Below are 25,603 nucleotides of genomic sequence, written 5' to 3'. Positions count from 1 at the left end.
CCTGCTCCCCTGCTCCTCGGTCACTGAGCGTAGCCGAAGTGCTGCTCCCCATCTTTCGCAGTACCATATAAACGCAAAACTATCTAAGCCTGGATGTGCAATGATGGCTGTACGTCAAACTTTATCAAAGCCTGATATCCAACTTTCTTATTTAGAATGGAATCAAGGTCAAGAACCTTTACTGCTGTTACATGGCTTAGGCGATCATGCTCTAGTGTGGTCTAGTTTAGGAGATTACTTGGCGGCGGATTACCACATAGTTGCGCCAGATATGCGCGGACATGGCCAAAGTAGTAAACCAGAGATAGATTATAGCTTTGAGAGTGCGATCGCAGACCTTGAAGCACTCATGGATAGTCTTGGATGGACTTTTGCCCATATTGTAAGTCACTCGTGGACAGGTAAATTAGCCGTCATCTGGGCAAGACAAAACCCAAAGCGTGTACGGAGTATAATTCTCGTCGATCCGATTTTTATCTGGAAAATGCCCAGTTTTTTCAGGGTAACTTTCCCAATGTTATATCGCTTCTTGCCTTTTCTTAAAAGCATGGGGCCCTTTACCAGTCAAGAAGAAGCCGAACAACAAGCACGGCAATTAAAGCAATATCAAGGATGGACTTCTTTACAAGAGCAAGTCTTCCAAGCAGGAATAGAACAAAAACCCGATGGGAGTTGGGGCAGCAAATTTACCATAGCCGCCCGCGACGGAATTTTTGAGGCAGTAATGCAAGTGCCAGGTTTTACAATTCCCCTTAACATTCCTGCTTTATTCGTCCAGCCACAACAAGGACTGAACCGCCAAAATTGGCAAATTCAACCTTACAAAACTTATCTTCAAAACTTACGTATCTGCCAAGTTCCCGGCAATCATTGGCCGTTTTTGACACAACCAGAAGCATTTAACCAAACTGTGGCAGCTTTCTTGGCTGAACACAAATAAAAAATCTCATGATTATTAGACGGGATTAGTCATACAGCAACAGAAGAATTAATAGGAGCGATGTTTAGGAGGATTGGGCATGGGGAATTGGGCATTGGGCATAAGAGGCAGAGGTGCAAAGGGGCGAAAAAACTTACTGCAATTTCTCCCCTGCTCCCCACTCCCCTGCCCCCCTGCCCCCCTGCTCCCCTGCTCCCCTGCTCCCCTGCTCCTCCACTCCCCACTCTCCTGTCATGAGCCTTTGTATCAATCCCGTTTGCCCTAAACCAAATCACCCGAATAATCATCAAAATCGCTTTTGTCAAAGTTGTGGTTCCCATCTAGAATTGCTAGGGCGTTATCGGGTGACGTGCTTGTTAAATGACAAAACAGGTTTTAGTAAAGTTTATGAGGCATACGAGCAAGATACCCCCAAAATTATCAAAATACTCAAAGAGGATTTATCAGGCGACGCCAAAGCAGTAGAACTATTTCAGCAAGAAATAACGGTGTTGGGGCAATTCAAGCATCCCGGAATTCCCAAAGAAGATAGTTACTTTCAGTATCAAACCCGAAATGGTTTAGTGTTGCATTGCATTGCAATGGAAAAAATCGATGGCTACAACTTAGAACAGTGGCTACAGCAAAATAGCCCCATATCTCAAGAACAAGCCACAGACTGGTTAAGACAGTTGATAGAAATTTTAGATGTAGTACATAGCAAACAGTACCTACATCGAGATATTAAGCCATCTAACATTATGATTAGATCCCCCCTTGAGGAGGGTTGGGGGAATCTAGTACTGATTGATTTTGGTACCGCCAATGAAATTAATAAAACCTACCAAGACCAACTAAGCAATGGCGACAAGATGACAGCACTTATGTCATCTGGCTACAGCGCCCGAGAACAAATGAATGGTCAAGCAGTACCGCAGTCAGATTTCTTTGCTTTGGGACGCACTTTTGTATTTTTGCTGACAGGATATCATCCTTTGGAGATGTATGATGTCCAGCAAAATTTGTTGCACTGGCAAAATCATGCGACCCATATTTCACCCTTACTATTGAATTTAATTGATTGGCTAACAGCATCAGATATAGAAAAACGTCCTGCCAGTACTCAAGAAATTTTGCATTCCTTAGAAGAAATAGAAACTCAATTAACAGACACGACTCCGACAAATAATAATATCTTAGAATCTTCTAAACTTGAGCATTTAACTGTAGATATTAATAGCAATTCATTACCTCAAAATCAGCAGTCGCAAAAAGTGCCGCTATTGACATTTTTTGCAGTTTTATTAGTAATATTAGGATTACTCAGTATAGTAACTTTAGCCACACGCAAATCAAATTTACTTGACACATCTTATTACAGACAATATCCAGAAAAAAAAGGTAATATCGATTACTTTTCTTATCAAGAAGGGAAGGATAGTCAGGGAAGGATAGCGGAATTTAATATAGCGGTTTTATCACTAAAATATAAATGGCTTTTAGGTAGCAACTTTCAACTTAAATCCAATGATGAAATTATTAGCGTTGACCTTTTAAAGTTGAATTTAGAACAAGAAGGTATAGAGAATATAATGGAAGCTCCCAATGAGATTATCTCTGTCGGCACGGCTTCTTGTAAAGGTGATAAATTAATTCAAGAACGTGTGGCTTTAGAACGTTCTAAACAAATACAACTTTTGGTAAAAAAATTATTTATTAATACACCAAGTGTGAAAATTTATCGCTTATTGAATTTGGGTCAATTCCAACGAAGTGATTGTCAGGCAAATCGGGATTTAACGACATATCAAACAAGTGTGATAATTATTGGTGTTCAAAGAGAATCATCAGGTGTCATTCTTGACGAGGCTCTACGGAATAGGTTAGAAAAGAAGCCTTTTGCTGATTTTAAATTAGAAGATTATTCCTTGGGATCTGCACAGAAGTTTAAGACTATACCGAGCAATTTATAAAATCTTTAATAAAGTAAAATCAGTATATAGGCATATCTCTTATGGCTAGAGAAGCAGATATCAGCACCAAATACTGTATTTGTCTTTGTTGACAGATTACTAGTAGCATCTTCCCAACTAACTAGGACGGTTATTCGCACCGTGAATTTTTAGAATAATTTGTCAAAATAAATGATAACTGGAGGTTCAAAATATGAAATTTTCGATCCAATCACTTTATACCTGGTATCGCAGTGTACTTCGTAACCCCAAATACCGTTGGTGGGTAATTTTAGGAACGTTGGTTTATTTGGTCAGCCCATTTGATGTTCTCCCAGATTTTATACCAGTTGCGGGACAGATTGATGATGTTTTCCTTTTGACTCTGCTAGTTAGTGAAGTGTCTGGGCTAGTTATTGAGGGCTGGAAAGCTCGTAAGGGTGAGGTGGGTGCTGAAGTACCTAATACTACTGAGGGTTCTACCTCTAGTGGAAGCACTATTGATGTTGATGCTGTTTCTGTTAAGTAGTTTTAATAAAACCCCTGCTTTTGGAATCGGAGGTAGGGGATATTTTTTTTCAACGCAAAGGGACGCGGAGGGAAGCGCAGAGGTTCGCAGAGGATGAGATAGAGTCAGAGGGAGAGTTAGAGGTTGTTGGCTACGCGTTTAATACCTTCTTTGAGGTGGAGGACGTTAAAGTTAAGGAGAAGACCTAGTTTGCAGTTTGCTAGTTTGAGATAGGTTAGGAGTTGAACGGAGTGAATTGGGTGGAAGGACTCTACAGATTTAATCTTTACAATTACTTGGTTTTCGACAATCAAATCTAATCGATAAACACATTCCAATTGCACATCTTGATAAACTAAAGGCAATGGAATTTGCTTACCAACATTCAATCCGGCTTTTTTCAACTCATAATCCAAGCACTCCTCATAAGCCGACTCCAATAAACCAGGCCCCAAAGCAGTATGCACCCTCATCGCACACGCAATAATCACCCCACTCAACTCATTCTCTCTCATCCTCTGCGTACCTCTGCGCTTCCCTTTGCGATCCTTTGCGTTTAAAAATCTTTCACAAATTCCGTTAAGAACCTGAATGCCTTCAAAATATAACTAGCGCAATCTCTAGGAGAGGTATTGTAAAACGATCGCCACGCACTCGCCTTATCCTCATCATAGCGATCGCTACGTTGACTATGATTCTCTAACCACGCTAACCGCACTGCATGGCCAATTAACACATCCAACACGATATATTCTTCAATTTGCAGCTTAGGATTATTGGCAGCGATCGCTCCTAATTCAATTAATGCTTCAATATTAACTTGGCGATATTCTGGGGCTTCGATTTTATTCAGCAAATGCTCAACCAAGAGAGCAAAATTTCTTTCCCCGGCTGTCATTTCCGACAACATTATCTCACTATCTAAACGATTGCGCCGCTCTAGTTTATCGCCAATTACTAGACCCTTGCAATGTTGCATTAATAGCCAAACTTGTTTAAAAAATTCTTTTGGTACGCGCCCCGTCGCACCCTCGGCTTGGCGAAACCGCCGCCAACCTCCCGGCGGAACTTCTATCCCTTCGGCGATTCCTGGTAATACCACCCAAGCAATATCACTTTCTTTTTGTTTGACGTGGAGTGATTCTTGCTGGCGCAATAGGTTACTCATACCAGTATATCCAGTTAATACCTGACGCAAGCGTACTTTAACTTCAAAGGGTGAAAGTTGCATTAAGCGATCGTAAGCTTCATCTTGAGTGACATGCAATTCCCGCGCTAGTTCGCTGGTGATTAATAAGATCAGATAGCCGACTCTCAGCGTTAGTAGTCCCTGAAATAGTTCGGGTTCTGAGCGAATTAAAATGCCAACATAGATTAAAATCTCTTGAGTAAGGACGCGATCGCGGATATCCTCACGACAAAAATGATTAATTTTATCGGCAATTTCATCGTGAGACATGGGTACGCTAATCAAGGACGCTTCACTGTAAGCTTTACCCACAGCAATTTGCTTACCCCGCACTAAAATACTCGTGACTGCATCTGATAGGCTGATATCAACCATTTGGCGCAACCCCGCAGCCCGACGCACCACTGCCCAAATGCCTAAATCTCCAGCTTTGGTGTAAACTTCATCTAGTAAATCGCCTACGGTGACAGGATATCCTGGGCCGCCATACCCTGTATCAAATTTCATTCCCTGCAAGCGAGTTAATGTTTGCAATAACTCGATTTGCTCGTAAATATTCTCTGATGAACGCAAGTAAGAAAGCAATAACCCCAAGTTAGTTTCGTACTCCATTTGAAATTCTTGGGTATGTCCTAAGCGCCAGTTTTTCTCAGGATGATAAGCTAAATAATAGCAACGTGGGCTAGCATTTTTCACTGGCGATCGCGCGAATTCTGCATTTGGTAGAAAATCAATTCTTTGGATTCCGGCTGTTAACATTAGCTGATTTAGCCGCCCTAATTTCACCTGCACGCCGTTACAAACACCATCTTTGAGTTCTTGCATCAGTTCTAGTAATGCTTCAGAACCACTTTCTAACATGGTGTGCGTCAACATTAAAGTTAAGGTAGGACGACCTAAATCGCTCCAATATTTTTGAATGTAAGCTAGTTCGCTTCTAATTTGATCCAGTAAAAAATGGTAATCAAGAGTTAAGTAAAACTGCTGGGAGTCTGAAAATGAAGGCAAAAATACAATTGTTTCACCGCTAATCCGAAAGATTCTCGATGTTGTCAAACTCCGCAACCGTCGCACTGGCCGCCCAGTTAAACCAAGTTTATCGTTACGTCCAATTTGGGTATAAATAGCTGAAAATTCTCCAGCTTTTCTCACTTGAATCGGTTCTACTTGAGTAGGCGTTTGCGCTTCAATTCCGTGAACTTCTAGTTTTGTTTGTAAATCTTCATCTTCTGCTAACAAGGCAATTTGTACCAATGCATCGCGCTGTTTTCCTACACACAAATGTCTTCCCAAAGGGTCGATATCACCAACTGCGATTAAACCTTCACTCAACATTTGACTGAGGAAGTATAAACTCTGCGCCCATACTAAGGGAATATTTTCATTGGGCAAACGTGGTTGCGTTTGAGGTGCTAATTTTTCTGTCTCTATGTTTTCTGCGGAAATATAATAAAGTTCTGGCAGTAAACGCAAACCATTTTGTTCTATAAGTAATGATTCTAAAAGATTTTGGTATTTTTTAACTTGTTCTCGATCGCCGCGAAATAATCCATCTAGAACTAAATAAGTGAAAAATAACGGCCATTCGCATTCAATATGCTCAAATTGCTTGAGTTCCCACGGTTCGTAGTGTAAACGTTGATTATCTTCTAAAACCGTTTGGTGTCCATCACGCAGAAAGCGTTTACAGCCGTATTTACCTGCGAGTTTATTGATAATATCGTTTAAGGTGCGATCGCGTAACTCCAAATCTTCCACTGCAAAGGCAGGATAACTAATAATACTCAACAGCGCCGCATCAATTTCTTTGGAACCAGATTCTCTCGGTAATAAGGATTCTAGGGTAATCCGAGCGCGGGCAATTTCATCTGGTAACACATGAATTACCGATGCTTGACTACCACGCACACCAAACAAATCCAGTCCGTTGATAGCTTCTAAAGCAGCTTTTGCCATGCCTACGGAACTAGCATTTAATTCAGCATTTCCACGATTAATTTTATTACCGCGTTCCCAAATGCCGTAATCTGGCGTGCGGTAAGCTCGTCCAATGTAGTAAACTAAATTTTGGACAAAATTAACTTCATCAATTGTATAAATTATTGGCAATCCCGCAGCCGTCATTTGCCCTAACATCAACAAAAATATAGATGTGGCATCAAGTTGCAAATGTCCCCATTCGTTATCCCCCACAACAATGTCACCAGTCGCGGTATTATATTTGGCGTGCAGTCCATCTAGTAGCGACTGAGTATGTTTAAATGTCTCTACTTTATGAGCCTGTCGCATCATCGCAAATAACAACCCACGCATCAGTTTGATGACACTGTGTTCTAGTTCATAAGTGCGTCCTTTGTCGTCGTCAATCTTGCGGTATGCAAGTCCTAAACCCCAAACTGCCAAAATGCTGTAAACGTTGTCTCGCACCCAGGCATCTGTATAATCGCCGTGGGCTGTAATCGCTGTGCTTGCAGGTAGTAAACCAGTAATCGGATTTTGGCGAGTCAGGATAATCGTTTTGATTTGCTGGTAATAATAGTCCAGACGAGTTAGCAATTCGGTAGATGTTTTCATGGTTGGGTTTGAAATACTTGCAAAATTTCACCCTTTAAAGGAGTGGGTTTCTTGCACTTGGGCTATGGAGAATGGGACATTGAGATGGGATTATGTACCTTAGAGCATAGGGAAACGTAAATCTTCTTTAGAAATCTCGATCTCTGCGTGGGTGAAAAAATTCCTCCAAATAAGTCTTAGAAAGAGGAACTCTCAAGAGTTATTCAGTGCTGGGATGAGATTAAAAAATCAAGAGTGCCTAACTCCGAAGGATGAGCTTATGGTAGTCTAAACTAAATCACTACTTTGAGGTTATGCTTATGCCGATCTAAACTAAATCATTTTTGAACAAAAATCTTTATTAAATAAATATAATTTTAATGTAAATCTGTTTTAAGATTGATGTGTTTGTGTTAAATATTCATTCAGCAAATAATTGCAGTCAACACAGGGAGGCTATCCTCAACCCAATCAAGTTTGATAAAAATAGGGTTTATGCACTTTACAAATAAATCATTTTGTGCATTTACATCAAGACTTCAGTTTTTTACAAAGTATATTTTATTATTTGCGTAGACTAGCAAAAACCCAGACATCGCAAAAATCTACCTAGAAGCCTTGAAAAGCATAGTTGCTATTTTGCCTTTCCTGTCAATGCTTAAGTCATAAAAAATTAATCAGTTTGTTGACATAAATAAATATCCTAGTTTGCTTTATTAGACCCTAAGATATTTACTAAATAATAGTTTCAGAAAAACTTATTATTTCACTGACTAACATAAATAATTGAAGCCCTGATTTAGACTAGTATAGCTTTAAAAAACTAACAATTGTTATTGCTGTTTTGAATAAATCAGGTAATTACTATTTTATCCAAAATAGCAGCAGATAAAATCAAGGGCGTAAATATATAAAGAACTTAAAAGCTTTTTACCCAACATTTTGTTCATTTTTTGGAAAAAGAAATATTAATCTTAAATAAATAGGAGTAACACAATGAAAACAGTTGGAATGTATCGTCGAGCTTATCCAAGAGTATCAGAAACTTTTATCGGAGAACAAGCCCATAATTTACAAACATACAAACCGTTATTTCTGACTTGTAAACTATTGGCAGAAATTCCTTTTGACAGTATTGCTATTAGTAATAACGATCAATGGAAGATTAAACAATTATTTCATATAATTTCTGCTTCACCAAATATGTTTGGAAAAGAAGCTGAACTAAAAAATCTAAAATTAATTCACGGACATTTTGGGCCAGATGGTATTTATGCAATGCGATTGGCAGAGAAATTAAATATTCCTTTCCTCGTTACATTTTACGGTTTTGATATCACAGTTTCACGTCAATCTATGTGGCTGTCAGGTAATCCAGCATTTTATCAATTTCTTTTGCATGAAGAAGAATTAAAACAAAAAGCATCTAAATTTATCGCTTTTTCTAGTTTTTTGTATAAAAAGATGATTGAATATGGTTATCCTGAAGATAAAATTATTAAACTAAATAGTGGTATAGATTTAGAGAAATTTGCCCCAGCCAGTGAATCAAAAGATGAAAGATATATTTTATGTGTAGGCAGACATACTGAAAAAAAAGGAATTGATACCCTATTAAAAGCCTTTGCCCGGATTGCCAATAAACATCCAGATGTGTCAGTTATCCAAATTGGAAATGGCACAATGACTGAAAACTTTAAAAGTCTAGCAAATGAGCTTGGTATTAGTAATAGAGTCAACTTTATGGGGGCAAAACCTTATGAAGTGATTCAAAAAACTATGAGAAATGCAGAAATATTTTCTCTACCCAGTCAAACAGCAAAAAACGGTGATAGCGAAGGTTTACCGCTTTCAATATTGGAAGCCGCCGCTTCTGGTTTACCAATAGCTTCTACCTGGCATAGCGCTATCCCTGATGCTATTTTAGATGGAGAAACTGGCTTTTTAGTTGATGAAAAAGACGATCGCTCTCTCGCGGAAAAATTAGATATTCTTTTATCAGATCGGGCTTTAGCTAAAAGTATGGGTAAAAAAGGACGAGAGTTTATTTGCGAAAATTTTGATATTCGCAAGCAAACTGCCAAGCTAGAAGCTATTTATGATTTAGTAATTAGTTAACGACACTCAAATAAGAGTATCTCAATTTAGATTACTGAACCTCAAGCATTTGTTAATGAGCAGAAGTTTTCTAATGACTTGTTTAGAGACAACTCCCCTTTTTTTAGCCATCCGTATACTTATTTATTCGCGATCGCCAGTTTTCACAGATTATATCGGTGGAAAAACTTACTCTGATTAGAGAATAATTCCTCAAAAATCAGGGCAGCAAGCTCAAAAATGCAGATAAAACTACTAAAGATATAAAATTTTCTCTGTATCTACCGGAGAGCGCTGTTCCGGGTTAGGATGATGACTAGCAATGCTTTAATTTAGCTATTGATATTGATTTGTTGAAATTTTATGGACCATAGTCCACAAGATGGCAGTATCAACCTCCTCTGAGCTGTGGTGAGGAAGTCTCCCAGCGCGGGGGAGACTTAGGAGATATATATCATGCTCACAGAAGATATTCGTGATTTGTTGACTGATACTACCGATTTAAACCAGTTGAAATGGGATTTAAATCGCTTGCAACCTGTGGATGTGGGAGACTACATTACACAATTGCCCGAACAACAACGGGCGATCGCATTCCGTTTACTCAACAAAGCTCAGGCAATTGATGTATTTGAATATCTGCCGACAGAGGTGCAGGAAGAACTAATTAATTCTCTGCATGATGTCCAGGTAGTGCAACTTGTAGAAGCGATGAGTCCCGATGAACGGGCAGAATTGTTTGATGAACTACCGGCTGGAGTAATCAAACGGTTATTACAACAACTCAGTCTAGAAGAAAGGCAAGCAACAGCAACAATTCTCGGCTATCCAGAAGGTACGGCTGGGCGGGTGATGACAACCGAATATGTCCGCTTGCGCCAAGGATTAACTGTAGGTGAAGCTCTGAGTAAAATCCGCCGTCAGGATGAAGACAAGGAGACGATTTACTACGCCTACGTCACAGATGACAACCGGACGCTGGTGAGAGTAGTTTCACTGCGGCAATTGCTGTTTACTTTTCCCGATGTTTTCATTAAAGATATTGCTAGCGATCGCGTCATTAAAGTTAAAACTGAAACCCCTCAAGAAGAAGTGGCGCGAATTATGCAGCGCTACGACTTAATCGCGATCCCCGTAGTTGACCGAGAAGACCGATTGGTGGGCATTGTCACCATTGATGATGTCATGGATATTTTGGAAGAGGAAGCCACAGAAGATATCCAAAAACTGGGGGGTGTCAGTGGTGATGAAGCAGCTTTATCCTCTCCCTTACTCACCATTCGCAATCGCTTACCTTGGCTATTGGGGATCATGGCCATGTATATTGGTGCAGCCAGTGCGATCGCGCCTTTTCAATCTGTAATTGCCGCAGTGCCAGTTCTAGCAGTCATCATGCCGATTTTTTCTAACACTGGTGGTACTGTCGGTATTCAATCATTAACGGTAACAATTCGTGGCTTGGGAGTGGGAGAGGTAACACCCAAAGATACCTTAAAAATTCTTCGCAAGGAACTTCTAGCTGGTTTAGGTACAGCTCTGGCTTTAGCCACAACGATGATCCTGCTTTCCTTGATTTGGGCGCGACCTCAAGAGCGATGGGTGGCTTTAATTGCCGGAATGGTAATGGCAACTAATACAATTGTGGCTGTTACACTCGGCACTTTACTACCAATGGCTTTGAAACGACTAAAGCTCGACCCTGCCTTGGTTAGTGGCCCGTTAGTGACTACAATGCTAGATACAATTGGGTTTTTAACATTCCTCAGCCTAATTTCTCTAGCTTTAAACGTTTTCCATTTACCAACTTGAAGGGATTGGGGATTGGGGATTGGGGACTGGGGATTGGGCATGGGGCATGGAGAAGAGACAAGGTAGACAAGGAAGAGGGGGGAGACTTGTTCAATAATTCCCCCTTGTCCCCTTGTCCCCTTGTCCTCTTGTCCTCCTTGTCCCCCTTGTCCCCTTGTCTCCATCATCTCCCCCAGTCCCCAGTCCCCAGCCCCCAGTCCCCAAATATGCCTACTACTACCTGGAATCGTCATCACATTCTTTCCCTGGCTGACTTTACTACTACCGAATACGATACAGTTTTGCAAACTGCGGCCAGTTTTCAAGAGGTGCTATCACGGCGGACAAAGAAAGTGCCAACCTTGCAGGGACAAGTGGTAGCGAATTTATTTTTTGAATCGTCTACCCGAACTCGCAGCAGTTTTGAACTAGCAGCCAAACGTTTAAGTGCGGATACGCTGAACTTCGCCGCCGCCACATCTTCTATGACTAAGGGAGAAACAATTCTCGACACGGCGAAAACCTATTTGGCGATGGGAACTGATATTATGGTAGTCCGCCATCGAGAGGCAGGAGTACCAAATGCGATCGCATCTGAAATGGATCGCCTCGGTGTACGAGTTAGCGTCCTCAATGCTGGTGATGGTCAACATGAACATCCTTCCCAAGCACTGCTAGATTTATTTACCATAACTACTCTAATTGACCCAGATCATCCGCGACTGGAACTTTTAAAGGGGAAAAAGATTGCCATTATTGGCGATATTCTCCATTCTCGTGTGGCGCGATCGAATATTTGGAGTTTAATTGCTAGTGGTGCCGAAGTGCATCTGGCAGCACCGCCAACCCTCTTACCTAAATTCTTTGCCGAGTTTATCTCGGAGGAAGTAGAAGGCAGAAATTATTCCCCCCATCCCCAACTATTTCTACATTGGCAGCTAGAACCAGCTTTGCAGAATGCAGATTTTGTCATGACTTTACGTCTGCAAAAGGAACGGATGACAGCTCATTTACTGCCAAGTTTGCGAGAATATCATCAACTGTTTGGCATTACAAGCACAAAACTGCAACTTTGTAAACCGAATGTCAAAGTTTTGCATCCAGGCCCAGTCAACCGTGGTGTTGAAATTAGTTCTGAATTGATGGATGACCCAGAATTTAGTCTCATTCAATCACAAGTTACCAGTGGTGTTGCTGTTCGGATGGCACTGTTGTACCTATTAGGTAGCGGCAAGGCTTAATATAATTTCAGTTTGAAATTTACTCCCATCGGACTATCTAACGGAAGAATACCTAGTCTCATCGAACTTATATATTCCTCCGATCGCATGAGGACAGAATTCTCTAATCTTGGCACACTGGTGTCGTAGAAGTTCAGAATTCAATGACTTCTAGAAGTGTCCGAGGTAAATTATGAAACGAATTTTTTTGACGGCAGCAGCCTTACTCAGCACGCTATCCTTAGCTGCTCCCATTCCCGTCAAAGCAGAAAATTCTGCCCCTGTCCGCCGCTTGTTAGAAACTAGAGAATGTTCGGGATGCAATCTAGTAGGAGCTAACCTCAAAGGCGCTCATCTAATCGGTGTTGACTTGAGAAATGCAAATTTAAAAGGAGCTAATCTCGAAGGTGCTAACTTAGAAGGTGCAGATTTAACTGGAGCTAATTTAAAGTCTGCTAATCTCACAGAAGCATTCGTCAGCGATACCATGTTAAATAATGCCAATCTTACCAACGTGAATTTGAGTAATTCCCGTTTATATAATAGTGACGTAGATGGCGCTGTTTTAGCTGGTGTTGACTTAAGTGGTGCTGATGTATTTAATACTGCCATTAGCATTGGTGGTGAATACTAATGCTCGGTCATGGTTTCCAAGTTAAGAGTTAAGAGTTAAACTCTTAACTCTGGAGTTTTTAAGCTTTATTCGCCGGTAATTGATAGTTCATTAACCCAGATTTTCGGGCAAACCCCACCTGGCGTTAACTCTGGCTCTTTTTCTACATAAATAATTGACTTCAAGAGTTCTAAGAAATCACCAGCAACAGTTGCTGACTCAATACTCGTCCTCACTCCCTTATTAACTAGCCAACCATCAAACGGCAAAGAAAAGGAACCTTGCAAGGATTTAACTCCAGCATGGAGAGCTTGTAAATCATCGATAAAAATCACATTTTCAACAGTTTCTAAGCTCAATTCTTGCTCAGGAGTTGCTGTTGAAAATACGTGATAAAAATTGGGGCTGACGCTGACTTTTGCACCAATACTAGCATTACCCGTTGGCTGGGCATTTAACCTTTTAGCGGTGCCAGCACTATGGAGAAATCCTGTTAAAACGCCATTTTCAATCAGCGAAATTTGACGAGTAGGAGTTCCTTCGCCATCAAAACTTTCGGCACCTACGTTAGCTGGGTGCAGTGCATCATCATAAACTGAAAGCAGAGGAGAAGCAATTTCCTTACCTAAATCATCAGGTGTAGATAGACTTTGATTGTCTAAAATACTTTGGGCATTGAATAAGTTAGAAAAAGCACCCAACAGACTTAAGAAAGCTTCCGGTGAGAAAACAACTCGATATTTACCAGTTTTGATTTTTTCATAATTCAAGTGACTGATAGTTTTATCGGCGGTTTCTTTGATGCAACCATGAATATCTAGATTATCTAAACTCTGGTTGATTCTATAAGCGCCTGCACTGCGAGGTTTCTTCCCATCTTCCTCAGTTTTACTGTAAAGATAAACTGATGACAAAGAGTGAGATTCAGTTCTTACTGCACCGTCGCTATTGAGATAAAATCTGTCAATATCTCTTTGAGACAAACCATTATAAGGTACACCTTTAATTGCTGGGTGAGCTGCCAATAATTCTTTTTCAGCTACCAACAATTTTTCTATAAGTTCAGCAACAGGTGCTTGAGGTGCTTTATGCAGAGGTTTACTTGGAATCGGAACAGTAGCCTCTGGACTAAAATCAGGAACATTCTCTTTAACACCAAAGAAACTGGCTTCGTAGGCAGTTTTCAAAGCTAATTCCAGTCCCTTGGGGTCTACATCTGTGGTGCTGGTGACACCCATCGTATTATCTTCATTCCACACACGAACAGTAACACCAGAGCGGTTTGAAGCTTTGACTTGTTTTGGCTCACCTTGGTCTACTTGCACGTTAGTGTCATCTACTGTTGAGCCGTAAATGTCGAATTTCTTAATACCAAGCTTATCAGCATTATCCTTAGCAGAATTTGCAATTTCATTGATATTCGGCATAGTCAATTTTGGATTTTGGATTTTAGATTTTGGATTGGAAGCGATTCTATTTTGAATAATTAGATTTTGGATGTTATTGCTTGTACTTCTCTCATAGAGTTCTGACTGAAGGAAGACCCAAGCAATTTTGGATTTTAGATTTTAGATTGAACTAACGGAACAATCAGGTAACTTGAGCATTTTGGATTTTGAATTACAATATTCAAAATCCAAAATCTAAATCTAAAATTCTTATCTTCCACCAACGGTAATAGAATCAACCTTGATGTGGGGTTGTCCGACTGTGGTGTAAATACTGCCACTGACAGAGCCACAAAAGCCTGGTGCAATTTCCAAATCTTGGGAACACATGGAAATTTTATTCATAATTTCCTTAGCTTCACCGATGAGAATTGCTCCCTTCAGTGGTTTGGTGATTTTGCCATTTTCAATTAAATAAGCTTCATCAACACTAAAGTTAAATTGACCTGTAGCACCAACGCTACCACCACCCATCTTTTTACAGTAAATACCTTTATCAACAGAGGCAAATAATTCATCATTGCTATATTCGCCAGAATCAATATAAGTATTACGCATCCGGCTAGCAGCGGCATAGGTATAATTTTGGCGGCGTCCACTTCCAGTTCTGGGGTGTCCGGTGCGTGAGGAACCTGTTCTATCTGCTAAAAAGTTTTTCAGAACGCCTTTTTCAATTAAAAGGGTTCTTTGAGCAGGCATACCTTCGTCATCCATGTCAATTGTTCCGAAGGCATTTTCAGAGCGCCCTTCATCCCAGGCTGTCAAACTTTCGTGGGCAATTTTTTCGCCTTTTTTGTCAGCAAAGGGTGTGGTATTACGTTCAATTTGAGTGGTTTCTAGCAGGTGTCCGCAAGCTTCGTGGAAAATTACGCCGCCAAAGTGATTGGCCATAATGATGGGATAAGTACCCGACTCCACGTAATCTGCGTAGAGCATTTTTCCAGCCGATTCTGCTATTTTCTCGGCGGCTTGTTGAGAATCCCAAGTTCTCAAGAAGTTGGCATCGCTAGTATTACCCGCGCGATCGCCAATTGAGCTACGATTAGCACCATCAGCACACAATAGGTTAAATCCTACTGACTGCGTGAGACGAATATCACGGGCAAAAGTCCCGTCACTGGCAGCGATTAAAACTTCTTGCCAATCCCGGAAATAGCTAGCACGGCGCGATTGGACGTGGCTAGCTTTTTGCTTCAGGTGGGCTGTACCATCTAGGAGGATTTCTCCCATTTCTCGGATGGAGCTACACACTGGTAGCCATGCATCTTTACCTCTTTTGGTAGCGTAATCTCTAAGTAATTCTAGGTTGATTTCGGGGATAAAAGCTTTAGCAGTGGGTAGTTGTAATCCTAAGATAGAAAGACCTTTTTCTAAGGCTGCTTTCAAACCGGAAAACGAAAGGTCATTAGTGCTAACGTAGCAGTCAGCTTTGCCACGAAATACCCTGACTCCTGCGCCTGTAGACAGACTGGGTGAAATACTCGTGATAGCGTCATCTTCTGCAAGAGAACTAATATAGTTGCGACGCTCTAAAAATAATTCGATGAAGTCAGCACCAGCGGCGCGTCCTAGTCCCAGAAGGGTAGCCAGGGGGGCTTCCCAGGTTTCATCGAAACGCTCTGGTGTGGAGGAATATTGAAGAGTAGGAAGTTGATTCGAGAGAAGTAGCGTACTTGTAAGCATGGGTAGCCTCGTCTGCTGGCGTAGTTCAGAGATTTGACTGAAAAATCCTAGTGTGTTCAGTCTAACAAATGAGTAAAAGCCACAGTTGCTAGAAAAACGTGTGGATTTCCCTCCCCTTTAACAACGCCTTGGCAAATCCGCCCACAGACTAGAAATTTAGAGCTATTTGACGAAAAATTCAGAAGTCAGAATACAAAAGCGGAGCTTTGCTTGCTCCGCTTTTGTATCAGTGTAGAATAAAATACAATTCTATTTATATATTTACTGACACTCTTCTCAACTAAAGAATCCAGACTTTTCTTCTCAGGTTTATTTACGGTTTGCCATTCTTAGTGGAATTCTAACTGTTTCTTGCTGTTTGAAAGTCTGACCTAAATTAGAAGTTGGCTGTGTTGAGGCTAGATTCTTAAACAAGAGTTTTAGTGTTCGAGTAATAGTTTTAAGAATTTTCATTTTGCTAGCAGTCGGTTTTTCATCGTATCTCAAAACCATTGGAATTTCTACGATTTTTGGTTTGAGGGCTTTGGCTTTCAGCAGTAAATCTATCATGCAAGCAAATCCACTTTCAGTGAATAGATTGTCCCCATAATACATATCCAGTTTACTGAGGAAAGTACGGTTATACAGTCTGTAACCACAAGTGTAGTCTTTTACGCCTGGTACACGAGCGGCAATTCTGAAAAGCCAGCTAGCTCCGTAACTCAGCAGCTCTCTAAATTTTGATAAGCCTATGACTTTAGAACCTTTGCGATATCTAGACGCGATCGCAATATCATAGCTACCAGCTATCATAGTGTCATACATTTTTATTAGTAGCTCTGGTGGTTGAGTATTATCGCAATCCATCGCAGCTAAGAAATCACCTTCTTTAGAAATTTCCAAGAAAGTCGTAAAACCTGTTTTAATTGCTTGACCTAAACCAGCATTTTTGGGATGTTGGACTAATTTTAGTAATATACCTAGTGATTGAGATTCATCTATTGCAGTCTGAGCAGTTCTATCGCTACTGCCATCATCAACAAGAATCAGTTCTATCTCTATATTAAAGATTTGCTGCAATGTTTGAAACTTTTTGAACAAGGGTCGAATTGATTCTTGCTCGTTATATGCGGGTAAAAGAACAAAAAGACTCATAAAGACCTCGTGTGATTTTTAAAATAAAGTGTGATTACTCAAATTTCAAGAATTCAGGAATGCTGATTTTTTGAGAAATTCATCGACTTGTCGAACTACTGCGTTGTTGTTAACGCTATCATTAACCAACTGTGAGGTATTGACGACGAAAAAATCATCGTTTTCAGTACTCACTTTGGGAACAAGGCTGGAATAATTTAAAACTTGTAGTGGCTGTACTTTAATCGCTCGATTAATATGTGCCGCTACAATGTCATCGGCTTTGAGTTCGGGGAACATTAAACGTATACCTTGGAAAAATATTGGACGTAATTCGTCATCTGGTTGTTTTAACAACGGGTCAGTGGAAAGGATATATTTTGGTAGAAATGTAATGTGATACCCTGCTGTCTCTTGTAAAGAAACTAAGTTACTCATACCGATAACTCCGGTAAAAGGAATATTTTTATCGGCAATGTTCACTACGTAATAAGGAACTAGAGGCTTACGAGTAATCAGTACCATGCAGATTACACCCAGGTATTCTACTGTTTCAATAGTGTCTGCAACTTTCACTAGTTCCCTCGCAGCAACCTGTTGTAAGATATTAACTGGCCCAGTAAAGATGACTTTATCAAAATGCTCTTTTTTACCCTGATATTCTACCCACATTCCACCTCCTGGATGAGGTGCGATATATTCAACCGCAACACCTTTGTGGATATGACCTCCAGCCGCATAAATTAATTTTTCTATATGGTCAAAAACAGTTTTATAACCGCCTGAGATATAACCGAGTTGTTCTTTATTTAATGAAGAATCGCGGGCTGAAAATAGTCTTTTGATATAAGCCCAAATAAAAACTGCTGATATTCGCTTATAGTTTTCTCCTAATTTGGATAAAAGCAAAGGTTTCCAAAGCTTTTCGTATGTGTTTTTACCACCAAGTTTCAATAGCCAATCTTCAACTAAAATCTTCTCTAAGCGCCGCCAGTTATTAAGGCGCGAACCATATAGAAGAGTAAAGGCTAATCTGATTTTACCTATAAGTCCAAATAGAGGAAAACGCAGAAATTCTATACTATTACTAATAGAATAAAACTTTTTATTGTCATAAAAGCCTGTTAAACTTCGATGCCAACGTAGTTTATCTCCAAGACCAATATCTCTAAGAAAATTTATTAAGTGAGTATCAGAAGGTAGGATAACGTGATAAAAGCGATCCCAGGTAAATAGTCCGTAATCATGATAGGTAGTAAGTCCACCAAGCTGCTTATTACTATCAAAGACAGTGACTTTATGTCCTTGATGTGAAAGACGTTGAGCTAATACTAGCCCAGTGATGCCTCCGCCAACGATACCTATATTCATAAATTAAATTGAGATTTTGTGAAAATGTTTTAGAGGATGATGTTCGGAAACTGTTAATATTAATAATCTGAATCATAAAAGATTAATGTACGACTAGAATTACGCCAGTTATAATAACGGAAATCCCTAACCATTGGCTAAAAACAACTTCTTCTTTTAAAAGATAGTGAGAAGCAATGGGTACAAATGCATACATTAATCCTAAAACTGGAAAGGCTTGACTTAAAGGAATTGTCCGCAATACATAAAGCCACAATATAGTCATAAATGTATAGCAGATAAACCAAATTAAAAAATAACGAGATAATAAGAGATTTTTGAGAGAGCCGCTTTCTCCTTTATTAGAGTTAGAGATGTAAAGTCCATACTTGAGTGAGAGTTGAGCAGTTGTTCCAAATAAAACAACAAGCATTAAATTTAGCCAAGTAAAAATACTCATTTTTAACTTTTCAAGTAATTATCTAAATTTGAGCTTTTTTATGGGGTTAACTACTAAAAGAACACCCAAGAATATAGTGATGACTCCTACTATTCGAGTTAACGTAATCACCTCATTAAAAAAGTAGTATGAGCCGAAAAGTATCCCGACATAATTTAAACTTGTCAGTGGATAAGCAATACTCAATTTTACAGATCGCAGAGCCAATATCCAATTTACTATACCTAAACAATAGACAGTAATAGCTAATGATAATTTTTGAAGAAAATCCCAAGTAAATACTCCTTCATTTGTATAAATCATGGCATTTTTCATTAGCAGTTGTCCACAGATACTAAGTAAAATACTTACAAATAAAATAATATAAGGGATTATTTTAAAGTTTGAACCTTGCGACATGGATTTCATAGTACTTTGCCTTAATCAAGATAGTAGGTATGAACCGGATAGTAAACAACCAGTTGTTTTAAACGTTTCATATCTCGGCAACACTTCAGTAAAGACAACAAAATTAAAAGGCTATGTTGAAGTGATTGATATCAAAATGATCTTTGAAGCTCATGCCTTAGAGTTAAAAACTAAATACTATGCAATATTCCAGGATGGTTGCTGTATCATGGCGGCGTTCGATATGATTGCTAGTAAAACACGCTTAATTGCTTGACTGGATTATACTGCCAACCAAACCAGTTTATTGCTTGGCAATTAGCACAATCAATTTAGAGTTTGCCTAACTGTGAATTACAGATATTTTCTGTGCTACCCAGGTTTGCTTAACACTATTTTTAGCGCGATCGCGATAATCTAATAGTGGATGCAGACATAGAGAAATTTGAGAAGTTTGTCACAAATTCTCTATACATACACAAAGTTTGCAGTGTGCGTAGGTGTAGCCAGTCTTAGACATCGCTGATGTTGAACTCTGATTCCACCCACATATTCAACAGATGCACCTAAATCAAAATCGATTACCAGAATTTTTGATTAATCCATTCATTAACTTTCTATCAGTGGTATCCTGCTGTAGAAATCTTTTGAAGATACTATTGATATTCTCAAGCTATAAAACCTAGCTGGATTGAGAAATATTCTCTATTTGCTCCAAAAAAGTGGATTAATGTACTGACATATGATAAAATTTATCCCGGCTCACAGACATATCTGTAATCTTGGCTGGCAATTAAGCCGATTTATAAAAGTAATGGTTTTTACTCAAATGGAGTATGTATACGTGCTCTTTTTGGGCATGGGAACACAAGAATTAATACAAGTCTGACTAGCTGCGTAAATAATAGAGAGATAAATCAACCTACACTACAGTAATACGCTTTACAGATTTATCGGGAATTTTACTGGATGTCCAAACGGAGCTTTTTTACAAAACAACTAATGCAAACTGAGGTTGGCTAATCAACTTTCAATTGAGATTGCATTGAATTTGAGATATTTCTACACCATCTAATATTAGGTTTGCTTGACTTTTCCACGTGATTTTATTTAAATAGGCTTTTTCCTCCAAATTTATTGTTACATGTAATTACTTACTAGAATACCATGAGAAAAGCATGTTGCAAATTTATCGCTGTACTTTATCAAAAATTTATCTACTGACAAATACACTTAAACAAAAACTTCATAAAATAAAAATCTTCCTCTATTAGGAATTATTGCCTAGGAAATTTGTACATTTATGAAGTAATTTATGGTACTAAAGTTCTATAACTAAAGAGTTAGTATTAGACTCGATAAATGCAAAGCTAAAAAGCCAAAAGTTGACCCAAGGAAAATTCAAACTTGAACAAGACTACTTGCGGTGACCGGATCGCACAACGTTACACTAAATTACAACCTGAATTTTTAGATGACAATTGAGGTTGGAATTATTTTTTATCTATTTACAAAATATTCATCTAAATTCACATATTTCACATAGAGTTAGTAGTCTGCCAATTTTCCTTCGCTGGGTAGAGGTTTTTTTATTATTTGGACTGGTTATTTTCATCAAAGTCTGTTGGTAATAATGATTAACAATCGAAACTGGTGCCAAGATATTAATGCTTGAGGTAAAATCAAGCTAATAGCTCCAAAGTAGGCAATTTCATTGGTACTCTTTTTGAACAAGTAGGCAGTAGCTCAAACAGTACATAATGGTATAAAGAGAAACAACGCTAAGTTTCCTTGGTTGGATAGAGGTTTCTCTAGGTTGTTTTCCTATTGTTTGGACTCATTATTTTCCAAAAGTCTGTTGGTAATGACGAAGACAATGATTAATAGTCCAAACTGAATCTGCCAAGGTGCTAATATTAAACTTAAGATCAAGCTAATCGCTGCGAATACACCTGCAAGATATGCTATTTCATCAGTACTCTTTTTGAACAAGTAGCCTGTAGCTAAAGCAGTACATAGTGGTATCAAGAAAAACAAAAGCATTTTACTAACCTCTGAACTAAAGGTTGTAGTGTTTTTAGAACAAATTTTTTGGAAGTGTGGTTAATCTTACATCCAATAAGGTTTTGGCTACAACAGTCGAGCGAAATAAATATTATAGAAAATCAAGATTATGCAAGGTTGTATTTTATGCCAATTGGAATAATTATTGCAATAGATGAAGCGCCAAAAGCTTGACAACTCTTATTCTGTGTTCGAGTGTGCGTAGCAAGATTTAAAATTTGGTACGAGATGCTACGCGAGATTGCGTGGTGTTTAGTAACAGACAATTCCTGTGGGTGATGCTACTTTTGTCCTTCTCGTTACTTAGCCAAGCTGGGTTGTGTTAGACAAATTCTCATTCATCTACGCAAATTGGAAGGGTTATAAAACTTGCGTAGCTGGGTTTTGTCTATTTGGCCAATTACACTCTTGCGAACAATCATCTGGTAAATTAGCTTAAAACTTTGGACTTGCGCCAGGATAAGGATCTAGCATATTACCTTTAGAAGTAGCATTTTCATTTTAGACACCTAATGCTGAACATTCCTCAAATACTGGCAACTGAAATCAACCTCAAATCCCATCAGGTGCAAAACGCGCTGGAACTTTTGGCGGAGGGTGCAACAATTCCCTTTATTGCACGTTACCGCAAAGAACGCACCGATGAGATGAATGAAGTGCAACTACGCGAACTGGCCGATCGCTATACTTATTTAACAGAACTGGAAGAACGAAAATCGGTGATTTTAAGTGCGATCGCCCAACAAGGTAAACTTACAGATGAACTCAAAGCCAAAATCTCATCCTGCTTACAAAAAACCGAACTTGAGGATTTATATCTACCCTATCGCCCAAAACGCCGCACCCGCGCCACTATCGCCAGAGAAAAAGGACTCGAACCACTAGCAGAGTTCATCAAGTCGTTAAATATCAAAAATGCTGCAATTGCATCCTTGGAGTCAGAAGCGGCTAAGTATATTTCGGAGGCGCAGGGAGTAAAAACAGCAGAAGAAGCACTCAAAGGTGCTGCTGATATTTTGGCGGAAGAAGTAGCTGAAAAAGCTGAGTTACGCGCATATATCCGCGATTATCTTTTAGAGGAAGGGGTATTTGTCTCCCGTATCAAAGATGATTATCCCGAAGGTACAACCAAATTTGAGATGTACCGTAACTATCAAATTAAGGTAAAAAATATTGCACCACACAATATGCTGGCGTTGTGTCGGGGTGAAACTGAGAAAGTATTAAGCTTTGAAATTGCTTTCGATGAAGATACGGTACTTTACTATCTTGAGTCGAAAGAAATCAAAACCAAAGTACGGACAATTCGAGATTTTTATCAGGCGATGCTGAAGGATGCATTCAATCGTTTGATGAAAGTCTCTCTTATGGGAGAGGTTATTGCTGAGAAAAAAGTTTATGCAGACATAGAATCAATTAAGACATTTGAAACTAATCTGCGGGAGTTACTGCTATCTGCACCAGCAGGGATGAAACCAACCCTGGCGATAGACCCCGGATTTAGAACTGGGTGTAAAGTTGCTGTCCTCGACCAAACGGGAAAATTTTTGGAATACCAAGCGGTTTTTCCCCATCAAGCGGCTGAACAGCGACTCAAAGCTGCACAAACTGTCAAAAATTTAATTGAAAAATACAAGATTGAGTTAATCGCCATTGGTAACGGTACAGCGTCCCGCGAGACAGAGGAGTTTGTCACGCAAGTATTGCAAAATATAGAACGCAAACCAGTTAAGGTGATGGTGAATGAATCTGGCGCATCTATATATTCTGCAAGTACTGTAGCGCTAGAAGAGTTTCCCGATTTAGATGTTACCGTGCGCGGTGCAATTAGTATTGGCCGCCGTTTGCAAGACCCCTTAGCAGAACTGGTGAAAATCGATCCCAAATCTATTGGTGTGGGACAATATCAGCACGATGTCGATCAGAAATTGTTGAAAAAGAAATTGGATGACACTGTAGAAAGCTGCGTTAACTACGTCGGCGTAGACTTAAACACCGCATCCAAAGAACTTTTAACTTCCGTCTCTGGGATTACGGCAACAGTTGCTAATAATATTGTCGCTCATCGCAACCAGAATGGAGCCTTTAAAAATCGCCGACAATTGTTGAAAGTTCCCAAGTTGGGGCCAAAAGCCTATGAACAAGCAGCAGGTTTTCTGCGGATTCGCGGCGGTGACAACCCTTTGGATAATACAGCAGTGCATCCAGAGAGTTATTCTGTAGTAGAAGCGATCGCATCCGATCTAAATGTGCCATTAAATCAGGTAACACAAATTGCCGAAAAACTTAAAAAGACCAATTTGAAGAAATACGTTACCGATAGCGTCGGCGAACCCACACTGCGCGACATTCTCAACGAACTCGAAAAACCAGGTAGAGATCCTCGGGCTGAGTTTAAGTATGCCACCTTCAAAGAAGGAATTAACGAAATCAGGGACTTAAAGGTGGGAATGGAACTAGAGGGAATCGTGACGAACGTCGCCAATTTCGGTGCTTTTGTCGATATCGGCGTACATCAAGATGGCTTGGTGCATATATCCCAACTTGCTGATAGATTTGTAGACGATCCCAACAAAGTTGTCAAAGTTGGACAAGTAGTGAAAGTGCAGGTGTTAGAAATCAACGAGAAACTCAAACGGATTAGTTTGTCGATGAAAGCAGTTAAACAATAATTAGAAACAGCAGATGGCAGTTTATCAAGTTCGATTTATCAATCCTACACTTGGATTAGATCGCACCATTCCAGTACCAGACGATCAATATATTCTAGATATGGCGGAAGAAGCTGGTATCCGCTTACCATCTGGGTGTAAACAAGGCGAATGTTCTGCGTGTATTGCTAAACTTATTAGTGGTGAAATCGATCAAAGCGAGCAAAAATTTCTGCGTCCAAGTGAAATACAGGCTGGTTATGTTGTTACTTGTGTAACTTACCCTTTGTCTGATTGCACTTTAGAAACCCATCAAGAACAAGTCTTATATAAATCAGCCCTTTACTATAAGCCTGAGTCGGGAAAACCTGAGTGATTTTTGCCTTGTGACATTAAATTAATCTTAAATTTCTAGGGTGTGTTAAGTTTGTTTAACGCACCCTTCAAAACATTGCAATATGTTAGACATCTTCAGAAATTAATATGGGTTATCCACAATCCTTATAGAGAGGTAGTACTGCTATGTCTTTACTCCTATGTCTAATGTATAGGCGTACAGATGCGCCCATTAAAACCCATTAAATATATTTAAAACCGCTATATTTTTCTCAACGATAGGCCTAATGGTAGAAAGAAATTCTATCTTGCAAGGGAGGTGAAACCCTAGCAAATAGTTAAAGATGATATAAGAAGTCGCAAAAAAAATCTCTAGTTATTAGGTAAAAACAATGTTGACTCCATTTTTAACTGCGCTAGCTACAGCTTTGAGCTTGTTGATTGTTGATATCGTTGTTCCAGGCGTTAATATTGCTAATTTCCCCGCCGCTATAATTGCTGCTTTAGTAATTGGTCTAATTAACGGTTCGGTTAAACCAGTTCTGTCTGCTCTTTCTCTACCACTTAACTTTCTCTCATTTGGAGCATTTTCGCTCGTCGTCAACGGTTTATGTTTTTGGTTAGCAGCAGTGCTAGTTCCTGGATTCGCAGTTCGCGGAATTATTGGTTTCCTGCTTGGGCCAGTAATTTTAACTTTTGCGAACACCTTTATTAACAACTACTTTGTTGAAAGAAACCTTTTAACCAGCAGTGGTGATGTAAAGAATCAAGCTGAATTACCTTCTTCTAGATAAGTTTAGAACGAATAGAAACGCCAGTTAAATCACGTTTCTCACCTACATAAAATCTCCGAAGGTGGATTTCCTAATTCGGCATCCTCAAATGAATGTAATTAAACAAAATCACAAAGTTGTAAAATCATGAAATTAGTTCGTTTTCTTCTAGGTTTGTTAGTTCCTCCTTTAGGTGTTTTCTTGACAGTTGGAGTTGGCCCGACGCTGATTATTAATATTTTGCTCACAGTTTTAGGTTGGCTTCCTGGTAGTATTCATGCAATTTGGGTTATAGCCAAGCATGACGAACAACTTAATCAAGAAGGGCGTATTTACTAATACGCAATATTAAAGGGAGCATCCCCTAACACCTTCTCCCAAATTGGGAGAAGGGGGAGTCAATTTTAAAGTCCCTCTTCCAAGCTTGGGAGAGGGACTTTAATTCATGTGATAAGTCTAATAAAAAATGCTATTTCAACAAAAAAATAGGGTGAGAATT

The 25,603-nt window shown here is 39.4% G+C and carries 21 protein-coding genes; 12 read left to right on the top strand and 9 right to left on the bottom strand.

The window, feature by feature from the left end:
• Nucleotides 1-103 precede the first annotated feature (103 nt).
• The 3 genes from RMZ95_RS15040 to RMZ95_RS15030 all read left to right on the top strand — a co-directional run bounded on the left by RMZ95_RS15040 (nucleotide 104) and on the right by RMZ95_RS15030 (nucleotide 3,400).
• On the top strand, nucleotides 104-940 hold the full coding sequence (locus RMZ95_RS15040) for an alpha/beta hydrolase (RefSeq protein WP_322682607.1): 837 nt from the start codon (nucleotides 104-106) through the stop codon (nucleotides 938-940).
• 233 nt (nucleotides 941-1,173) lie between these two features.
• Nucleotides 1,174-2,892, top strand: coding sequence for a serine/threonine-protein kinase (locus tag RMZ95_RS15035; RefSeq protein WP_322682549.1), 1,719 nt, complete (start codon nucleotides 1,174-1,176; stop codon nucleotides 2,890-2,892).
• A gap of 193 nt (nucleotides 2,893-3,085) precedes the next feature.
• Entirely contained in the window at nucleotides 3,086-3,400 is a 315-nt protein-coding gene (locus RMZ95_RS15030; protein WP_322682550.1) for a YkvA family protein, read from the top strand.
• Between the two features lie 116 nt (nucleotides 3,401-3,516).
• On the opposite strand, the gene RMZ95_RS15025 is transcribed toward RMZ95_RS15030, so the two are convergent.
• Nucleotides 3,517-3,894 carry a GxxExxY protein gene (locus RMZ95_RS15025; protein WP_322682551.1) on the bottom strand — a complete coding sequence of 126 codons (378 nt, stop codon included), beginning with the start codon at nucleotides 3,892-3,894 and terminating at the stop codon, nucleotides 3,517-3,519.
• 41 nt (nucleotides 3,895-3,935) lie between these two features.
• On the bottom strand, nucleotides 3,936-7,142 hold the full coding sequence (locus RMZ95_RS15020; protein WP_322682552.1) for a glycoside hydrolase family 15 protein: 3,207 nt from the start codon (nucleotides 7,140-7,142) through the stop codon (nucleotides 3,936-3,938).
• A 975-nt stretch (nucleotides 7,143-8,117) separates the two neighbouring features.
• Here RMZ95_RS15020 and RMZ95_RS15015 point away from each other — a divergent pair.
• From RMZ95_RS15015 to RMZ95_RS15000, 4 genes are all read left to right on the top strand, one after another.
• Complete coding sequence (locus RMZ95_RS15015; RefSeq protein WP_322669511.1) at nucleotides 8,118-9,239, top strand: glycosyltransferase; 1,122 nt, start codon at nucleotides 8,118-8,120, stop codon at nucleotides 9,237-9,239.
• Nucleotides 9,240-9,674: 435 nt separating this feature from the next.
• The gene (gene mgtE, locus RMZ95_RS15010) at nucleotides 9,675-11,027 is read left to right on the top strand and encodes a magnesium transporter (RefSeq protein ID WP_322669510.1); all 1,353 of its coding nucleotides are present in this window, start codon (nucleotides 9,675-9,677) and stop codon (nucleotides 11,025-11,027) included.
• Nucleotides 11,028-11,233: 206 nt separating this feature from the next.
• Nucleotides 11,234-12,247 carry an aspartate carbamoyltransferase catalytic subunit gene (locus tag RMZ95_RS15005; protein ID WP_322682553.1) on the top strand — a complete coding sequence of 338 codons (1,014 nt, stop codon included), beginning with the start codon at nucleotides 11,234-11,236 and terminating at the stop codon, nucleotides 12,245-12,247.
• A gap of 172 nt (nucleotides 12,248-12,419) precedes the next feature.
• A complete protein-coding gene (locus RMZ95_RS15000; protein WP_322682554.1) occupies nucleotides 12,420-12,860 on the top strand; it encodes a pentapeptide repeat-containing protein in 441 nt (146 codons plus the stop codon).
• Between the two features lie 65 nt (nucleotides 12,861-12,925).
• Here RMZ95_RS15000 and RMZ95_RS14995 read toward each other — a convergent pair whose 3' ends face one another.
• The 6 genes from RMZ95_RS14995 to RMZ95_RS14970 all read right to left on the bottom strand — a co-directional run bounded on the left by RMZ95_RS14995 (nucleotide 12,926) and on the right by RMZ95_RS14970 (nucleotide 19,292).
• The gene (locus tag RMZ95_RS14995; protein WP_322682555.1) at nucleotides 12,926-14,266 is read right to left on the bottom strand and encodes a TldD/PmbA family protein; all 1,341 of its coding nucleotides are present in this window, start codon (nucleotides 14,264-14,266) and stop codon (nucleotides 12,926-12,928) included.
• A gap of 231 nt (nucleotides 14,267-14,497) precedes the next feature.
• Nucleotides 14,498-15,970 (bottom strand): TldD/PmbA family protein, encoded by a 1,473-nt coding sequence (locus RMZ95_RS14990; protein WP_322682556.1) that lies wholly within the window; start codon nucleotides 15,968-15,970, stop codon nucleotides 14,498-14,500.
• Nucleotides 15,971-16,279: 309 nt separating this feature from the next.
• Nucleotides 16,280-17,104, bottom strand: coding sequence for a glycosyltransferase family 2 protein (locus tag RMZ95_RS14985; protein WP_322682557.1), 825 nt, complete (start codon nucleotides 17,102-17,104; stop codon nucleotides 16,280-16,282).
• Nucleotides 17,105-17,149: 45 nt separating this feature from the next.
• Nucleotides 17,150-18,454, bottom strand: a complete 1,305-nt coding sequence (locus RMZ95_RS14980; protein ID WP_322682558.1) for an NAD(P)/FAD-dependent oxidoreductase — start codon at nucleotides 18,452-18,454, stop codon at nucleotides 17,150-17,152.
• Between the two features lie 82 nt (nucleotides 18,455-18,536).
• Entirely contained in the window at nucleotides 18,537-18,893 is a 357-nt protein-coding gene (locus RMZ95_RS14975; RefSeq protein ID WP_322682559.1) for an EamA family transporter, read from the bottom strand.
• An 18-nt stretch (nucleotides 18,894-18,911) separates the two neighbouring features.
• Nucleotides 18,912-19,292 (bottom strand): EamA family transporter, encoded by a 381-nt coding sequence (locus tag RMZ95_RS14970; protein ID WP_322669850.1) that lies wholly within the window; start codon nucleotides 19,290-19,292, stop codon nucleotides 18,912-18,914.
• On the opposite strand from RMZ95_RS14970, the gene RMZ95_RS14965 reads away from it, so the two are divergent.
• Nucleotides 19,291-19,557 (top strand): hypothetical protein, encoded by a 267-nt coding sequence (locus tag RMZ95_RS14965; RefSeq protein ID WP_322682561.1) that lies wholly within the window; start codon nucleotides 19,291-19,293, stop codon nucleotides 19,555-19,557. The genes RMZ95_RS14970 and RMZ95_RS14965 overlap by 2 nt on opposite strands.
• A gap of 1,547 nt (nucleotides 19,558-21,104) precedes the next feature.
• Here RMZ95_RS14965 and RMZ95_RS14960 read toward each other — a convergent pair.
• A complete protein-coding gene (locus RMZ95_RS14960; protein WP_322682562.1) occupies nucleotides 21,105-21,323 on the bottom strand; it encodes a hypothetical protein in 219 nt (72 codons plus the stop codon).
• 533 nt (nucleotides 21,324-21,856) lie between these two features.
• On the opposite strand from RMZ95_RS14960, the gene RMZ95_RS14955 reads away from it, so the two are divergent.
• The 4 genes from RMZ95_RS14955 (at nucleotide 21,857) to RMZ95_RS14940 (ending at nucleotide 25,443) form a co-directional block, all read left to right on the top strand.
• Nucleotides 21,857-24,016, top strand: coding sequence for a Tex family protein (locus tag RMZ95_RS14955; protein WP_322682563.1), 2,160 nt, complete (start codon nucleotides 21,857-21,859; stop codon nucleotides 24,014-24,016).
• 13 nt (nucleotides 24,017-24,029) lie between these two features.
• Complete coding sequence (locus RMZ95_RS14950) at nucleotides 24,030-24,371, top strand: 2Fe-2S iron-sulfur cluster-binding protein (RefSeq protein ID WP_322669500.1); 342 nt, start codon at nucleotides 24,030-24,032, stop codon at nucleotides 24,369-24,371.
• 352 nt (nucleotides 24,372-24,723) lie between these two features.
• On the top strand, nucleotides 24,724-25,125 hold the full coding sequence (locus RMZ95_RS14945; protein ID WP_322669499.1) for a phage holin family protein: 402 nt from the start codon (nucleotides 24,724-24,726) through the stop codon (nucleotides 25,123-25,125).
• 126 nt (nucleotides 25,126-25,251) lie between these two features.
• Complete coding sequence (locus tag RMZ95_RS14940; protein ID WP_322669498.1) at nucleotides 25,252-25,443, top strand: YqaE/Pmp3 family membrane protein; 192 nt, start codon at nucleotides 25,252-25,254, stop codon at nucleotides 25,441-25,443.
• Nucleotides 25,444-25,603 lie beyond the last annotated feature (160 nt).

Origin of the sequence: Nostoc sp. DedQUE07, from assembly GCF_034530975.2 — a bacterium.
Taxonomy (GTDB): Bacteria; Cyanobacteriota; Cyanobacteriia; order Cyanobacteriales; family Nostocaceae; genus Nostoc.
This window is presented reverse-complemented; position numbering and strand designations above follow the sequence as displayed.

Coding starts and splice junctions, on each gene's coding strand:
- RMZ95_RS14995 (WP_322682555.1), bottom strand. CDS start 14,266: ATGCCGAATATCAATGAAATTGCAAATTCTGCTAAGGATAATGCTGAT.
- RMZ95_RS14980 (WP_322682558.1), bottom strand. CDS start 18,454: ATGAATATAGGTATCGTTGGCGGAGGCATCACTGGGCTAGTATTAGCT.
- RMZ95_RS14965 (WP_322682561.1), top strand. CDS start 19,291: ATGGATTTCATAGTACTTTGCCTTAATCAAGATAGTAGGTATGAACCG.
- RMZ95_RS15000 (WP_322682554.1), top strand. CDS start 12,420: ATGAAACGAATTTTTTTGACGGCAGCAGCCTTACTCAGCACGCTATCC.
- RMZ95_RS14945 (WP_322669499.1), top strand. CDS start 24,724: ATGTTGACTCCATTTTTAACTGCGCTAGCTACAGCTTTGAGCTTGTTG.
- RMZ95_RS15030 (WP_322682550.1), top strand. CDS start 3,086: ATGAAATTTTCGATCCAATCACTTTATACCTGGTATCGCAGTGTACTT.
- RMZ95_RS15040 (WP_322682607.1), top strand. CDS start 104: ATGGCTGTACGTCAAACTTTATCAAAGCCTGATATCCAACTTTCTTAT.
- RMZ95_RS14990 (WP_322682556.1), bottom strand. CDS start 15,970: ATGCTTACAAGTACGCTACTTCTCTCGAATCAACTTCCTACTCTTCAA.
- RMZ95_RS14940 (WP_322669498.1), top strand. CDS start 25,252: ATGAAATTAGTTCGTTTTCTTCTAGGTTTGTTAGTTCCTCCTTTAGGT.
- RMZ95_RS14975 (WP_322682559.1), bottom strand. CDS start 18,893: ATGAGTATTTTTACTTGGCTAAATTTAATGCTTGTTGTTTTATTTGGA.
- RMZ95_RS15035 (WP_322682549.1), top strand. CDS start 1,174: ATGAGCCTTTGTATCAATCCCGTTTGCCCTAAACCAAATCACCCGAAT.
- RMZ95_RS15020 (WP_322682552.1), bottom strand. CDS start 7,142: ATGAAAACATCTACCGAATTGCTAACTCGTCTGGACTATTATTACCAG.
- RMZ95_RS14985 (WP_322682557.1), bottom strand. CDS start 17,104: ATGAGTCTTTTTGTTCTTTTACCCGCATATAACGAGCAAGAATCAATT.
- RMZ95_RS15005 (WP_322682553.1), top strand. CDS start 11,234: ATGCCTACTACTACCTGGAATCGTCATCACATTCTTTCCCTGGCTGAC.
- RMZ95_RS15015 (WP_322669511.1), top strand. CDS start 8,118: ATGAAAACAGTTGGAATGTATCGTCGAGCTTATCCAAGAGTATCAGAA.
- RMZ95_RS14950 (WP_322669500.1), top strand. CDS start 24,030: ATGGCAGTTTATCAAGTTCGATTTATCAATCCTACACTTGGATTAGAT.
- RMZ95_RS14955 (WP_322682563.1), top strand. CDS start 21,857: ATGCTGAACATTCCTCAAATACTGGCAACTGAAATCAACCTCAAATCC.
- RMZ95_RS14960 (WP_322682562.1), bottom strand. CDS start 21,323: ATGCTTTTGTTTTTCTTGATACCACTATGTACTGCTTTAGCTACAGGC.
- RMZ95_RS15025 (WP_322682551.1), bottom strand. CDS start 3,894: ATGAGAGAGAATGAGTTGAGTGGGGTGATTATTGCGTGTGCGATGAGG.
- RMZ95_RS14970 (WP_322669850.1), bottom strand. CDS start 19,292: ATGTCGCAAGGTTCAAACTTTAAAATAATCCCTTATATTATTTTATTT.
- mgtE (WP_322669510.1), top strand. CDS start 9,675: ATGCTCACAGAAGATATTCGTGATTTGTTGACTGATACTACCGATTTA.